The organism is Enorma shizhengliae (assembly GCF_009676995.1).
GTDB classification, from domain to species: Bacteria; Actinomycetota; Coriobacteriia; order Coriobacteriales; family Coriobacteriaceae; genus Enorma; species Enorma massiliensis.
Genome location: NZ_VTFZ01000003.1, coordinates 1 through 14801, shown reverse-complemented (window position 1 = coordinate 14801; position 14801 = coordinate 1). Strand labels below are relative to the sequence as shown.

Annotated in this window: 14 protein-coding genes and 1 pseudogene; 13 read left to right on the top strand and 2 right to left on the bottom strand. The window is 62.5% G+C overall.

Annotation, left to right across the window (positions count from 1 at the left end):
* Window positions 1-9: 9 nt before the first annotated feature.
* The gene (locus GJE22_RS03735; RefSeq protein WP_154324090.1) at window positions 10-1050 is read right to left on the bottom strand and encodes a radical SAM/SPASM domain-containing protein; all 1041 of its coding nucleotides are present in this window, start codon (window positions 1048-1050) and stop codon (window positions 10-12) included.
* Window positions 1051-1304: 254 nt separating this feature from the next.
* Between GJE22_RS03735 and GJE22_RS03730 the strand changes: the two genes are divergently transcribed.
* The 3 genes from GJE22_RS03730 (at window position 1305) to lacB (ending at window position 3137) form a co-directional block, all read left to right on the top strand.
* Complete coding sequence (locus GJE22_RS03730) at window positions 1305-2075, top strand: DeoR/GlpR family DNA-binding transcription regulator (protein WP_144688157.1); 771 nt, start codon at window positions 1305-1307, stop codon at window positions 2073-2075.
* Window positions 2076-2143: 68 nt separating this feature from the next.
* A complete protein-coding gene (lacA, locus tag GJE22_RS03725) occupies window positions 2144-2572 on the top strand; it encodes a galactose-6-phosphate isomerase subunit LacA (protein ID WP_144688158.1) in 429 nt (142 codons plus the stop codon).
* 46 nt (window positions 2573-2618) lie between these two features.
* The gene (gene lacB / locus GJE22_RS03720; protein WP_144688159.1) at window positions 2619-3137 is read left to right on the top strand and encodes a galactose-6-phosphate isomerase subunit LacB; all 519 of its coding nucleotides are present in this window, start codon (window positions 2619-2621) and stop codon (window positions 3135-3137) included.
* Window positions 3138-3338: 201 nt separating this feature from the next.
* Here the strand turns inward: lacB and GJE22_RS03715 are convergent, their stop codons facing one another.
* Window positions 3339-4097 carry a DeoR/GlpR family DNA-binding transcription regulator gene (locus GJE22_RS03715; protein WP_186297408.1) on the bottom strand — a complete coding sequence of 253 codons (759 nt, stop codon included), beginning with the start codon at window positions 4095-4097 and terminating at the stop codon, window positions 3339-3341.
* 342 nt (window positions 4098-4439) lie between these two features.
* Here GJE22_RS03715 and GJE22_RS03710 point away from each other — a divergent pair, with 342 nt between their 5' ends.
* From GJE22_RS03710 to GJE22_RS03665, 10 genes and pseudogenes are all read left to right on the top strand, one after another.
* Entirely contained in the window at window positions 4440-4868 is a 429-nt protein-coding gene (locus GJE22_RS03710) for a PTS sugar transporter subunit IIA (protein WP_235895809.1), read from the top strand.
* 15 nt (window positions 4869-4883) lie between these two features.
* Window positions 4884-5363 carry a PTS system mannose/fructose/N-acetylgalactosamine-transporter subunit IIB gene (locus tag GJE22_RS03705; RefSeq protein WP_144688162.1) on the top strand — a complete coding sequence of 160 codons (480 nt, stop codon included), beginning with the start codon at window positions 4884-4886 and terminating at the stop codon, window positions 5361-5363.
* Window positions 5364-5454: 91 nt separating this feature from the next.
* Complete coding sequence (locus GJE22_RS03700) at window positions 5455-6267, top strand: PTS mannose/fructose/sorbose/N-acetylgalactosamine transporter subunit IIC (protein ID WP_144688163.1); 813 nt, start codon at window positions 5455-5457, stop codon at window positions 6265-6267.
* Window positions 6267-7094, top strand: a complete 828-nt coding sequence (locus GJE22_RS03695) for a PTS system mannose/fructose/sorbose family transporter subunit IID (RefSeq protein ID WP_144688164.1) — start codon at window positions 6267-6269, stop codon at window positions 7092-7094. The genes GJE22_RS03700 and GJE22_RS03695 overlap by 1 nt, the downstream gene beginning before the upstream one ends.
* A 146-nt stretch (window positions 7095-7240) precedes the next feature.
* Window positions 7241-8758 carry a sulfatase gene (locus tag GJE22_RS03690; RefSeq protein ID WP_144688165.1) on the top strand — a complete coding sequence of 506 codons (1518 nt, stop codon included), beginning with the start codon at window positions 7241-7243 and terminating at the stop codon, window positions 8756-8758.
* An 87-nt stretch (window positions 8759-8845) separates the two neighbouring features.
* Complete coding sequence (locus tag GJE22_RS03685) at window positions 8846-9469, top strand: hypothetical protein (RefSeq protein WP_144688166.1); 624 nt, start codon at window positions 8846-8848, stop codon at window positions 9467-9469.
* 5 nt (window positions 9470-9474) lie between these two features.
* Window positions 9475-9945, top strand: a complete 471-nt coding sequence (locus GJE22_RS03680; RefSeq protein ID WP_144688167.1) for a hypothetical protein — start codon at window positions 9475-9477, stop codon at window positions 9943-9945.
* Between the two features lie 105 nt (window positions 9946-10050).
* Window positions 10051-11523, top strand: coding sequence for an arylsulfatase (locus GJE22_RS03675; RefSeq protein WP_144688168.1), 1473 nt, complete (start codon window positions 10051-10053; stop codon window positions 11521-11523).
* A gap of 160 nt (window positions 11524-11683) precedes the next feature.
* On the top strand, window positions 11684-14389 hold the full coding sequence (locus GJE22_RS03670; protein WP_144688169.1) for a valine--tRNA ligase: 2706 nt from the start codon (window positions 11684-11686) through the stop codon (window positions 14387-14389).
* 134 nt (window positions 14390-14523) lie between these two features.
* Window positions 14524-14673 (top strand): annotated as a pseudogene (locus tag GJE22_RS03665) (rRNA adenine N-6-methyltransferase family protein); the annotation flags it as partial.
* Between the last annotated feature and the right edge of the window lie 128 nt (window positions 14674-14801).

Here is a 14801-nt window from a genome sequence, read left to right as displayed (position 1 = left end):
TAAGGCTTCCTAGCGCAACGTGCGCGCGATGGCGGCCATCTGCGGCGCGGCGTACTCGAGGAAGTCACGGTAGCCGCAGTAGCTCTCGCGATAGTATGCGATGTTTAAGCGCTTGCAGTTGCGGTGGCAGATGCGCTCAAAGGGGCAGTCGGCGCATGCGGAGCAAGCGCGTCGTGGTTCGGCGAGGAAGGCGTGCAGCGTGTTGCTCGTCGCCATCTGCTCAAGGCTGTCAGAGAGCACGTTACCCAACCGGTAGCGGTCGAGTACGTAGAAGTCGCATGGATATACGTCGCCCGAGCTCTCGACCACGAACTGAGGGGCACAGCGTCCCAGCATGCCGCATTGCTGCGGCGGAATGCCGGCGAAGAGGGGGATGACGTTGTCGAAGAGCGTTACCGAAAACCGCTCGCCGCGCCTGAAGTCTTCGACCCACATCCGGAAGAAGGTCTTATAGAACGACGCGAACGCCTCGGGCGTAAGCGAGAACTCGTCAACGTTATCGTCCAGGCCCGGCAGGCAGGGGATGAGCTGCACGTAGTCCAGATGGTTGCTGCGGTAGAAGCGGTACAGGCGCTGCGGATGCCGGGCAAGCTGTCCGGTGAGCACGGTGAGTACGTTGAACTCGACCTGATGGGTCCTAAGCAAACCGATGGCATCCATCACGCGCTGGTAGGTGCCCGCTCCCTGAGCATCCGGCCGGAGCCAGTCGTGCAGCTCGCGGTCGCCGTCGAGCGAGATCCCCACCAGGAACCGATGCACGTGGAAGAACTCCGCCCAGGCATCGTCCACGAGGTAGCCGTTGGTCTGGATGGCGTAATGGATTTGCTGCTGGTTGCGTTTGCTTTCAACAAGATCTGTGAAGCGCTGGAAGAACTCCAGGCCTGCAAGCGTAGGCTCGCCGCCCTGAAAAGCGAAGGTCACGCTCGCATCGGCGCCCACGGCAAGCGCGCGGTCGATGAGCGCATCCATGACGTCCTCGCCCATGACGCCGTGAGACGGTACAGAACGGTGCTCTGCCACATCGGCATAGAAGCAGTACCGGCAACGCATGTTGCACGATGCTGACGCAGGTTTGATAAGGAACCCGATATGCTTCACGGCTGCCCCCGATATGGTCGCTCGGTAACTCTTACGATGGTACACCGTCTATGGCATGCGTACGGCGTGTGTATCGCTCAAAATATAACAAGTAATCTGTTTGATATTGTGCGATTATGATGTACTATAACATATAGCTCCAAAATCAAACAGATTCAAACATACCCTACGTAGTAGAGCGGTGCATGCGCGGAGGAGGGAGCCCTATGCTCAAGGCAGAGCGCCAGGAACGCATCCTAGAGTTGCTGGGTGATGAACACACCGCATCGGTGCGGTCGGTTGCCGAGCAGCTCGCGGTGTCCGAGATGACGGTCCGTCGCGACTTCGAGGAACTTGCCGAGCGCGGTGTGGTCGAGCGGGTCTACGGCGGAGCACGTCTGCGCCATGGCACTGCGAAGCATGGCTCACTCGTGGAACGCGAGTTTACCCACGGTGAGAAGGCGCGCCTTCATGCCGTCGAGAAGCGCGATATCGCTCGTCGCGCCGCGGCGCTTATCGAACCGCGTGACACGGTCTTCCTCGGCGCCGGCACCACCATCGAGCAGATGGTGTCCGCGCTGCCCGAGGTTCCCTTCCGCATCGTCACCAACAGCTTGGCAGTATTTAGCCTGCTCGAGCAGCGCGAGGGATGCGACCTGTGCCTTGTGGGCGGCACGTACCGGACCCGGACCCATGCCTTCGTCGGCCCTATGGCCGAAGACGCCATTGCATCGCTCGGTATTGATAAGGCGTTCATCGGCGCGAACGGCGTGACCGACGGCTCCATCTTCACTTCCAACGCCGAAGAGGGGCGTTTCCAGCGCCTGGTTTTCGGGAAGGCCAACGAGCGCTATCTGCTCGCCGATTCCAGCAAGGTGGGGCGCCGCGACTTCTACGGCTTCTTCGACCTCGGCAATATCGACGCGATCTTCACCGATGCTGCACTGACCGGCGAGCAGCGCTTCGAGCTCGAGCAGTATACGCGCGTCGAGCGATAACTCTGTGGACCAGCGCGCAAGCGCAGGAGATAGCGGGAATAGCCCGCATCAAGGAGAAAGGAACGAGCATGAGGGTTGTACTTGGATCCGATGCCGCAGGCATGGAGCTCAAAGAGCTCGTGGCCGCCCATCTGGTCGAGCTGGGGCACGAGGTCGTGGACCTGAGCCCCGAGCCCGCCGCGGACTTCGTCGATTCCGCGACCGCGGTGGCGCATGACCTGCTGGAGCACGATGGCTCCCAGGGCTTTGCCTTCGACGGCTACGGCGTGGGCAGCTACATGGCCGCCACGCGCGTGAAGGGCATGGTCGCCGCGAATATCTCCGACGAGCGCAGCGCTTACATGACGCGCGAGCACAACAACGCCCGTATGGTCTGCATGGGCCCCAAGGTGGTCGGCCCCGAGCTTGCCCTGCGCATCGTGGACGAGTTTTTGGCGGCGGATTATGCCGCCGGACGCCACCAGATCCGCGTGGACATGCTCAACAAGATGGCCTAAGACCGCCCGCAGGCACCCTGTCTGCTTGAATCCCAAGGAGGGAACTATGATCATCGCACTGGGCTGCGACCACATCGTGACCGATGAGAAGACCTATCTGCACGACCGCCTCGAGGAGGCCGGCCATACCGTGCTGGACCTCGGCCCGTACAGCCACACGCGAACCCATTACCCCATCTACGGTAAGGCCGTGGGCGAGGCCGTGGCGAGCGGCCGCGCCGACCTGGGTGTGGTGCTCTGCGGCACCGGTATCGGCATCACCAACGCCGTCAACAAGGTGCCCGGTGCCCGCTGCGCCCTCGTCCGTGACATGACGAGCGCGCTCTATGCCCGTCGCGTCCTCAACGCCAACGTCGTCGGATTCGGCGGCAAGATCACCGGCGAGTTCCTTATGGCTGACACCATGCTCGCCTTTATCAATGCCTCGTATGAGCCCACGCCCGAGCACGACGCCCTCGTCGCCAAGCTCGACGCCGTGAACCAGGCCGATCCCGAGGCGCAGGCCGACCCGCACTTCTTCGACGAGTTCCTGGAGAAGTGGGACCGCGGGGAGTACCACGACTAGCACGTGCTCCAGCGGACACCTGTAACGCGCCCTGCCGCCCAGTTCCTGCGACAGCCGTGCCCGGGGGAGCCCGCCACGCATCCAGTCGGCGAAGCAAAGAGCCGCCCGTCTGCATAGCAGCAGACGGGCGGCTTCTTGTTAGCGGAAATAGGGGAGCGGGCCGATCGCCTTTCCTCGCGGGCCGGTGCCAGCATTCCTGCGCTAGCACATGACCTGCGTGTATTCCTCGCAGGCGGCGCGCTGCTCGGGGGTGATGCCGGGATCGGTGATTACGGCATCGATCTGCTCCAGGCTGTAGAAGGTGAAGAGGTCGCGCCGGAAGAACTTCGAGGAGTCGGCCAGGATGTAGCGCTTACGGCCCTTATCGAGCGCCATGCGCTGCAGGTTGGAGATGTCCACGTTATGGCCCATCACGTCCGGCGCGCAGATGCCGTTCACGCCGAAGAACACCTTGTCCACGCTGAGTGACGAGAGGGCTTCCTCAGTGAGGTGTCCGTACAGCACGCTCGTCTTGGGGCGATAAAGTCCGCCCAGCAGGTAGAGCTCGATGTTGGGGTTGCTCTTCAGCAGCTCAAAGGCGGACAGGCTGTTCGTCACCACGCTGAGGGATTTCTCGCCCAGGTATTGGGTGATGAGCTCGCAGGTCGTACCGGCGCCCAGGAACACGGCGTCGCCCTCGTTGATGAGGCCGGCGGCGATCTGGGCGATATGCTGCTTCTCGGAGGAGTGCTGTGAGCGCTTCTTCTCGTGCGGGTACTCGCGCTCCGCCTGCGCCATCGGCACGATGCTTCGGGCGCCGCCACGCACGCGCTCGATGCGCCCGTCCTTCGCTAGCTCCTCCATATCGCGGCGAATGGTCATGGGCGAGGTGCCCAGAATCTCCGCGGCCTCGTTGACCGTGAGGAGTCCCGTGGTGTTGCATAAGCGGACGAGTTCTTCCTGGCGCTGAACTTTGAGCATTCCGGCCTCCCTTCGCCAGCTTAAAAATAACATAAAAGAACAAAAGAAAACAATAAATCTCGCAGACGGTCAGTATTTGTCGCTGAACGGAAAAATTTCCACACTTCAGCACAAACTGTCGCAACTCTTGCTATCATATCAGCGTGCTGAACACCTTGGTTTATCTCGCACAATGTAGAACGAGATGCATGCAGCACAGTGTTCGCTATCCGACTCAGCAATGTTCAGAAACGAACAAATAAGAACATCTGTAGGTACAAGTTTGTCAGGATGGCTAGGGGAGGGCCCAGCAGGCAGGATGAAGCGCCGTGCCGGGCAAATCGATGTGGTTGGAGGACCGAGATGTCGTTTGGTGTGATCCTCGCGACGCATGCGCAGATTGGCTGCGCACTGCTCGAGGGTGCCGAGATGCTCGCTGGCAAGCAGGAGCGCGCCCGTGCGCTCGCGCTGACGGAGAACAAGAGCGTCGCCCAGTTCGAAGCCGAGTTCAATGAGGCCTATGACGAGTTTGCCGCAGCATACGACCACGTGGTGGTGCTGTGCGACATCTACGGCGGCACGCCGTTCAACGTGACGTCGCGCGCCAAGCTCTCGGGCAAGCAGCTCACCGCGTTCACTGGCGTGAACCTGCCCATCGTGATCGACCTCCTGTTCTCGGGCGACCTCACGCCCGACGAGGTGCGCGCTCATGTCGCCGAGCAGGCCGCGACGTCGGTCCAGGAAATCAAAGTGGAGTTAGCAGCAGAGGACGAGGACGACCTCGACCTCTAGGAAGGAGCAACAACCATGGCACTCAAGCTTATCGACATCGATGATCGCCTGATCCACGGCCAGATCGCCAGCACGTGGATTCCCGATCTGGGTATCGAATCGGTCATCATCGCCAACGACGAGTGTGCGAACGACCCCGTGCAGCGCTCGGTCGCCGGCCTCGCCGCTCCCGGAATCAAGGTTTCCGTCTTCACCGTCGACAAGTTCATCGACGTGCTCACGAAGACCACCCTCAAGAAGACCACCCTCGTCATCGTGGGCAACCCCATCGACGCCCTCAAGCTTCGTAAGAACGGGCTCGATTTCGATTATCTCAACGTCTCCGGCATGCGCTTCAACGACCAGCGCACCCGCGTCCACAAGAACATGTCCGTCACGCCCGAAGAGCGTGAGGCGTTCAAGGAACTCGACGCGATGGGCGTCGAGCTGTGGATGCAGCCGACCACGCGCGACGAGAAGGCGCGCGTGATGGACCTGCTCGCCAAGGTCCAGTAGGCGTCTCCGGTTCATCCGGAGCTTCAGTTCAGCGGCAACGCCGACCGCGCAAGCGGGAGGCAAAGATAGAAACGGAAAAGGAGGAAAAGGAATGCTTCAAGCACTGCTCCTTGCCCTGTGGGCCGGCCTGTGCGAGTGGGATCAGCTGGGACCCCATCTCGGTTTCCGCAAGCCGCTTCTGGCCTCGGTGGGCGTCGGCCTCATCTTGGGCGACATGACGACTGCCATCATCATCGGCGCCACCATGGAGCTCATGTGGCTCGGCGTCAACAACATCGGCGCGTACGTTCCGCCCGATGTCATCTCCGGCACCATCGTGGGTGCCTCGCTGGGCATCATGTCCGGCGGTAGCGTGACCGAGGCTACGGCGCTTGCCGTCGCCATCGGCGTGCCCACCGCCACCCTGGTGCAGCAGCTCAACATCCTGGTCATGACCACCAACGTGACCTTCCTGCACGGAGCCGATAAGGCTGCGGAGTCCGGTAAGTTCAGCTCCATCAACAAGTACTTCTGGGGCGGCGCCATCTGCTTCTTCCTGACGCGTGCCGTGCCGGTGTTCATCGCCACCGGTATTGGTTCCTACGTCATCGAGGGCATTATGGCCTTCCTGCAGAACGATGTGCCGTGGGTGCTGTCCGGCTTCAGCACGGCCGGTGGCATGATGCCCGCCGTGGGCCTCGCCATGCTGCTCACCATGATGATGAAGAAGAACATGTGGATCTTCCTGCTCATTGGCTTCGTCCTGAACGCCTACATGGGCATCCCGACGCTCGGTTGCGCGATCCTCGCCGCCGCCATCGCTGGCTTCTATGACCTCGTCATCGAGGGCCAGAAGGGCGCGCAGGCCGCTCCGGCCATCGCCACCGCTGCAGGCGACGATGATGGAGAGGAGTATGATCTGTAATGGCTCACGTTAGCAAGCATGCCCTGAACAAGGTTCTGCTGCGCACCCAGGGCTGCCAGTTTGCGCACAACTACGAGCGTATGCAGTCGCTCTCGCTCACCTACTGCTTCTCGCCCGTGCTCGAGGAGCTCTACAAGGACCGTCCCAAGGAGGAGCGCGTCACCGCACTCAAGCGCTATCTTGAGTACTTCAACACGCATCCGCTGGCGATCCCGCTGATCCTCGGCATCTGCGCCGCTCTCGAGGAGAGCACGGACGAGGACCACAAGGATGCCGTCACCGGCGTCAAGACCTCGCTTATGGGTCCCTTCGCCGGCCTGGGCGACTCCATGCTCAACCTCACCTGGTATCCCATCGCGGGCTCCATCGGTGCTTCGCTCTGCGTGGACAACGGTTCGCTCATCGGCCCCATCGTGATGTTCCTGCTCATCAACCTGCTGTACTGGCCCATGAAGTACTTCGGTGTGCACATGGGTTACAGCAAGGGTATGGAGCTCATCGAGAAGGGCGGCCTGGCCCTCATCGAGCGCCTAGGCAACCTGGCCAACGTCCTCGGAGTCATCGTCGTGGGCTGCCTCATCCCGCAGACGGTCAAGCTCACCACCGGCCTGCAGTTCGCCTTCGAAGAGGGCGACCCGCTGGTCATCCAGAACCAGCTTGACGCCGTCATGCCCTACATGCTCCCGGTGATCCTCACCCTGGTGTGCTACAAGCTCATCAAGAAGGGCAACGGTAAGAACACGGCCCAGGTCATCATCGGCCTCATCGTGTTCGCGCTCGTGTTCGCCGCCTTCGGCTACTACACGGGCATCAAGATCTTCGCGTAAGCGAACAAAGCCGGCCTGGACCCGTCGGTTTGCCGCACGGCGGGTCCAGGCACCCGTGTTTCCCAACATGCCCGGGCTTCATCGCGATCCCTGGCATCTTGTGGAACATGAGTCCTTATACCCATTTCACGAGGAAGGGTACCCGCATGAGAACCGTACTCGTCCTGATGGACACCTTGCGCCGCGACGCACTGGGATGCTACAACCCCGAGGGCGCAGCGCAGACCCCTTGTCTTGACGCCTTCGCCCAGGATTCCGTGGTCTTTGACAACCACTGGATCGGCTCGGCGCCGTGCATGCCCGCCCGCCGCGACATCATGTGCGGCCGCTATAACTTTTTGGAGCGGCCCTGGGGCCCCGTCGAGCCCTTCGACGTGACCTTGGTGGACGGCCTGCGTGCCGGCGGCACCTACACGCACATCGCCACGGACCACTGTCACTACGCCCGTACCGGCGGCGAGGGCTACCTGCAGCTCTTCAACACCTGGGAGCTCTTCCGCGGCCAGGAGGGCGACCCCTGGGTGAGCCGCATCGACGAGCCGAACAACATGCCCGAGACCTTCTACGGCCGCGTGCGTGAGCAGTACCAGAAGAACCGCGGCCGCTGGCCGCGCGAGGAGGACATGCCGAGCCCGCGCACCTTCCGCGCCGCGTGCGACTTCATCGACGAGAACGCCCAAGACGATGATTTCTTCCTCATGGTGGAGGCCTTCGATCCGCATGAGCCCTTCGACGTGCCCGACACGTACATGGAGCTCTACGGTGGCAGCGACGGGCTCGACCGTGACTACTTCGAGATCCCGCCCTACAAGCGTGTGAGCGACACCGACATCCCGGATTCTGCCGTGGACTATGTGCAGCGTCGCTACAAGGCGCTCGTCACCATGACGGACCACTGGTTCGGCACGCTCGTTGATAAGCTCAAGGAGCGCGGCATCTACGAGGACACCATGGTTCTGGTCACCACCGATCACGGCTACTTCCTCGGTGAGCGCGACTACCTGGGCAAGAACTACATGCACCTGTACAACGAGCTCGCGCACCTGCCGTTTATCGTGCACTTCCCGGGCGGGGCGCGCGCAGGCGAGCGCGCCGGCCAGCTCACGCAGGCTATCGACATCATGCCCACGGTACTCGAGGCGCATGGATGCCCCGTGCCGCCCGAGGTCTGCGGCGCATCGCTCATGCCGCTCGTCACAGATGCGGAGGCGCCTACGCGCGACTATGGGCTTTTCGGCGTGCACGCCATGACGGTGAACGTGACCGATGGCCGCTACACCTATTTCCGCGCGCCGGTGCCGGGCAACCAGCCTTGTTTCGAATACGCGGCGATTCCGCATACCATCCGCCACAAGATGGGTACGGAGTGCCCGGACGAGATTGAGTGCGGCCGATTCCTGGCGCGCACCAACTACCCGGTCTACAAGATTCCCTGTCGCAAGCCGGCGAACATCGACCAGCGCGAGGACTGCCTGGAAGAGGTGCACGACTCGCTCCTCTTCGACCTTGCCGAGGATTACGGCCAGACCCACAACCTGGTGGGCGAGGACGCTGCGGCCGAAGAGCACATGGTGGCCCTGCTGCGCCGTGGTCTCATCGAGCATGAGGCGCCGCGCGAGCAGTTCGATCGCCTGGGGCTCGAGCCCGTGGAAGATGCTCGATAACCTGCCACACCGTATCGCAGCGCGCCGCCGACCCTCCCCGTCGGCGGCGCGCCTCAGTGTAGCCAGGTTCGTTGCGAAGGAGGACCCATGGATATGCGACTCATCGGTGTCGCGATCTTGCTGGCAGCGACCGCGCTGCTGGTGATTCTTGAGGTGGCAAAGCGTGCCTACGTGCAGCGCTTGACCCAGTTGCTCGAGCAGGCGGATGCCAAGGCCTACCTGGCACTGCTCGACAAGCCGCTCGTGAAGTTCATCTTTCCCGCGTGGAACCGTTGCTTCATGCAGCTCAACGGCTACCTTGCTCTCGACGCCTACAGCCAGGCCGATGCCGTTATCGAGCGGATGCTGGGAATGCGCCAGAACGCCAAACAGCGCCATGAGCTCGTGGGCAAGGCCTTCAACTACTACCTCGAGCGCGGGAACGAGGCGGGTGCGACCAAGCTCCTCGCCGAGATCGAGACCTGGGACGACGAGGATGCTATCACCGAGGCCCGCATGATGCACGACATCTACATCAAGAAGGGCTGGGGCTATATCGGCGACATGGAGCGCCGTCTGCCCACGTTGTCGGGCATCGACCGCGGCTTCTTGGAGCTGCTACTTGCGCTGCAGTACGAGAACAAGGGTGACCACGCGGCGAGCGAGCGCTATCTTAAGCGCTCGGAGCGCGACATGGCCGCTCCGATGGCCAAGGCTTCTCAGGGGAGGTGACCGGCATGCCTGAGGTATTCCAGGGGCTCGGCGTCTTCGAGTGGACGATCCTCATCGCTGGCGTCCTGCTGTTCTGCTATAGCATCCACCTTGCGGTCGACCAGCGGACCTCGATGCGGTTCATGGCGTCCCGACAACCGGCGACTTTCGTGATTGCGGCGGTGCTCGCCGTGCTTGGCATCGGGTCCTATGTTGGCAGGGGCATGCAGCCGCGCGACCTCGTGACCGCCTGTGTGCTCGTAGCGGTAGGCGTGTCGCTTGCCGCCGTGCGCGCCGGCATGGGGAGCCGCGGCATCTACGCCGAGGGCTTTCGCATCCCGTGGTCGCGCATCGAGTGCACGCGGGTGGAGGATGCTGCCGGCGTCGTGCGGGTGTACTTCACATCGCGGGGCAACGAGCGCATGATGGACCTGCCCGATGCCGACCGCGCCGCTGTCGAGGAATTCCTGCGCGACATGAGCGCCATTCACGGATAGGGGCGGGCGGAGAGCGCATCTGTCGCCCGCCGCTTTGGAATCGTGCGAAGCTGTGATGGGTGCCGGGTGTTCAACCGGCGCTGCTGCAGAGTATGAGGTGCAACCATGGCTCAGCCAAATATCGTTTTGATCGTCTGCGACCAGCTGCGAGGCGATTGCCTGGGCGCGGCCGGTCATCCGGATGTCAAGACGCCGTATCTGGATACGCTCGCTGCCGAGGGCACGCTGTTCGAGCATGCCTACTCGGCCTGCCCGAGCTGCATCCCGGCCCGCGCCGGCCTGCTCACAGGCCGGGCTCCCTCGTCACACGGGCGCGTGGGTTATCAGGACGGCGTGGATTGGTCCTATAACCATTACCTGGCCGAGGAGCTGGGAAGCGCGGGCTACCAGACTGCCTGCGTGGGCAAGATGCACGTGCACCCGCCCCGTCTCGCCTGCGGATACCAGACGCTTCGCCTGCATGACGGCTACATCGGCCACTATCGCCATGCGGACACGCCGTACTGGCACCATCAGGCGGTCTCGGACGACTACATGCGCGACATGCGCGACCGCTTGGGCGCGTCCTTCGATGTGAACGGGTCGGGTGTGGAGAATAACTCCTGGATCACGCACCCGTGGATCTACGAGGAACGCTACCATCCCACCAACTGGGTGGTGGACGAGTCCATTCGCTTCTTGGAGACACGCGACCGCACGCGGCCCTTCTTCCTGACGGCGAGCTTCGTGCGGCCCCATCCGCCTTTCGATGCGCCGCAGAGCTACTACGACCTCTACCCCGGGCGCGACTTGCGGCAGCCTGCGTCGGGCGACTGGGACGACACCGAGGCGACCGAGCGCGACGGCATGGTGCTCGACAGCGTGCACGGCTGCCGCGATGTCGAACTGCGCCACCAGGCCATGGCGGGGTACTACGCCTGCATCACGCATATTGACCATCAGGTGGGCCGCCTCATCACAGCCCTTGAGAACGATGGCACCTACGGCAACACGGTCGTGGTGTTCACGGCCGATCACGGCGAGATGCTCTTCGACCACTCGCTCTTCCGCAAGGTGCTCCCGTACGAGGGCTCCGCGCACATCCCGCTCATCGTGCGCGTGGGCAAGCAGCTGCGCGCCGCGCACGGCGCCGGTCCGGACTGCGTGGGCCAGCGCTCCCAGAGCGTAGTGGAGCTCATGGACGTTATGCCCACACTGCTCGAGCTTGCCGGCGCCTCCGTGCCGGACACGGTGGACGGCTCCTCGCTGGCCGGGGAGGTGCTCGGCGGGCCAGCCATCGAGCGCGCCTACGTCCACGGCGAGCACGCGCGCGACGTGGAGCAGTCGAACCACTACATCGTGACGCCGCACGACAAGTACATCTGGTTCTCGCAGACGGGTCGTGAACAGTATTTTGACCTTGCTGTCGACCCGCGCGAGGAGCACGATGCCATCGCCGATCCTGTGTATGCCGACCGTGTGGCCGAGCTGCGCGCCGCGCTCGTGGCCGAGCTCGCGGGCCGTGAGGAGGGTTTCGTGTGTGACGGGCGCCTCGTGCCGGGCCGTCCGCTCACGAATATGCTCGAGCATTCGGCTTAGCGGGGCGCGGGCACCGTGTGACATCATGCTAGGGGAGGGGCGAGCCGCTGTGCTCGCCCCTTGCATGTGCAAACCTGCTCTTCGCGTGCCGGGTCCCCGCAGGATGGGCTGCCTGTGCTATCCTCTTGAATCGTATATCGCGATATAGAGAGGACCTCTCATGGAAGAGATGCCCAAGACATACGATCCGCAGGTCACTGAGCCCAAGATGCTGGACAAGTGGCTCAACGGCGGTTACTACCAGCGCGGGCCCGAGAAGCGCCCGGGCGCCGGCGACTGCACGGTCGTCATCCCGCCGCCGAACGTCACGGGCAAGCTCCATATGGGCCACGCGCTCGACGATTCCATCCAAGACGCTATCGTGCGCCAGGCGCGCATGCGCGGCCGCTCCACGCGCTGGATCTTCGGCACCGACCATGCCGGCATCGCCACGCAGACCAAGGTGGACAAGAAGCTCAAGGAAGAAGGCAAGAACCGCCTTGAGATGGGCCGCGAGGCGTTCATCGATGCGTGCTGGGACTGGACCCACGAGTACGGTGGCATCATCCAGCAGCAGATTCGTCGTATGGGCTGCTCCATCGACTTCGAGGACGAACGCTTCACCATGGACCCCGATTACGCCGAAGCCGTGCGCCGCGTCTTCTGCGACTGGTACCACGACGGGCTCATCTACCGCGGCAAGCGCATCGTCAACTGGTGCCCCAGCTGCACCACGGCCATCTCGGATGACGAGGCGGAGTATAAGGACGAGAAAGGTCACCTCTGGCACCTGCGCTATCCGCTCACCGAGCCGGTGAATGGCCAGGAGTACATCGTTGTCGCCACCACGCGTCCCGAGACCATGCTCGGCGACACGGGCGTGGCCGTGAGCCCCAAGGATCCGGAGAAGGCTGCCTTCGTGGGTAAGACGGTGAAGCTCCCCATCGTGGACCGCGAGATCCCCATCTTCGAGGACTGGCACGTGGATGCGGGCTTCGGCTCGGGCTTCGTGAAGGTCACGCCGGCTCACGACCCCAACGACTACGCCATGGGCGAGGCGCACGGTCTCGAGAAGATCAATATTTTCGATGAGCATGCCGTGGTGGTTGATGGCTACGGTGAGTTCTCTGGGCTCACGCGCGACGAGTGCCGTGAGAAGGTCGTCGCCTGGTTCGAGGAGCACGGCTTGCTCGATCACATCGAGGAGCACGACCACTCCGTCATGCATTGCTACCGCTGCGACTCCACGCTCGAGCCCTGGCTTTCCGAGCAGTGGTTCGTCGCCGTGGACAAGCTCAAGGGGCCGGCTATGGAGGCGGTGACCTCGGGCAAGGTCCGCTTCAACGCCGAGCGCTGGAAGCAGTCCTACCTCACCTGGATGGAGAACCTGAAAGACTGGTGCATCAGCCGTCAGCTGTGGTGGGGCCATCGCATCCCCGTCTTCTACTGCGAAGATTGCGGCTGGGAAGACGCCCTCATGGAGGACGTCGACGTGTGCCCCAAGTGCGGCGGGCACCATGTGCACCAGGACGAGAACGTGCTCGACACCTGGTTCAGCTCGCAGCTGTGGACCTTCGCTACGCAGGGCTGGCCGCAGCACCCCGAGCAGCTCGAGGGGCATCATCCCACCACGGCGCTCGTGACGGCGCGCGACATCATCGCTCTTTGGGTGGCGCGCATGATCATGAGCTCGCTCTACTTCCTGGACGAGATTCCCTTCCACGACGTGGTGATCTATCCCACCGTGCTCGCCAAGGACGGCAGCCGCATGAGCAAGTCGAAGGGCAACGGCGTTGACCCCATGGACCTCATGGACAAATACGGTGCCGACGCCATGCGCTTCAACCTGCTGAGCCTCTTCACGAACAACCAAGACGTTCGCTTCGACGCAGATTTCGACAAGCAGAAGAACTTCCTGGGGAGCGCCCGCACCGAGCAGGCAAAGGCCTTCCTCACCAAGATTTGGAACGCGAGCCGCTTTTTGCTCATGAATATGGAGGGCTACACGCCGGGTGAGCCGGTCGCCGAGACCGCGGCAGATGCTTGGATGTTCAGCCGCCTCGCAAAGACGGTGGGGCAGGTTACCGAGGGCATTGAATCGTACGCGTTTGGCGATGTGGCGCGCAGCCTGCAGAGCTTCTTCTGGAACGAGGTCTGCGACTGGTACATCGAGGTCACGAAGACCCGTCTCTCAGATGCCGAGGCGCGCCTGCAGGCGCAGCGCAACCTCATCTTCGTGCTCGATACGAGCTTGCGCCTCATGCATCCGCTCATGCCGTTCGCGACCGAGGCCATTTGGGAAACCATGCCCGCGAGCTGGCTGGATGCGGACGGCGAGCGCGCCGAGGCGCTCATGGTCGCCGATTGGCCCGAGCCGGCGGCGTACGAGCGCTGGATAAACGAGCCCGCAGAGCGCGCCTTCGAGCTTACCCGCGCCGTGGTGACCGATGTGCGCTCCACGCGCGCCCGCTATCGCATCAGCCCCAAGGAGCAGCTTGGCGTGGACGTTCGCGCCAACTCGGATGAGGTCGCCGAGGCCATCCGCGGCATGGCGGAGTTCATCTGCGCGTTCGCGCGCGTGAGCCCGCTTGACATCACGACGGAGGAAGTGGCGGAAAAGCCCGAAGGCTCTATCGTGCTCGCCGGCGCCGACTTCGATGCCTACATCCTCGTTGGCGACCTCGTCGACTTCGCTGCCGAGCGCGCTCGCATCGAGAAGGCTATCGCCAAGGCCGAGAAGGAGCTTGCCGGTGCGGAGAAGACGCTTGCCAACGAAGGCTTCATCGCCAAGGCGGCGCCCGAGGTCGTGGCGAAGAAGCGCGAGCGTGCCGAGGAGCTCAAGGCCGAGATCGGGGCACTCGCCGCACAGCTCGCCGACTTCGCGTAGCATGCTAAGCGGTCCCTCATGAGCCATTTTGGGACGTGTTCAAAATGACCCATCTGGTGGTAAAGTCAGCCGGGCCGGGTTTATCACACTAGAAATTAGATGCTAAAAATTTGTAATTAAGAAGGAGTGATTACATGAACAAAAATATAAAATATTCTCAAAACTTTAATATAAAATATTCTCAAAACTTTTTAACGAGTGAAAAAGTACTCAACCAAATAATAAAACAATTGAATTTAAAAGAAACCGATACCGTTTACGAAATTGGAACAGGTAAAGGGCATTGGGGGCTCGGACATTTCTTTGGACGGGCCTAGGCGGCCAGCCCGAGCCGCTCCCTGCGGCCCCTGATCGTATCGTACACGGTGAGGCCCCCCTCGCGGAAGGCCTTGAGCCGGCCCTCCCGGTACCA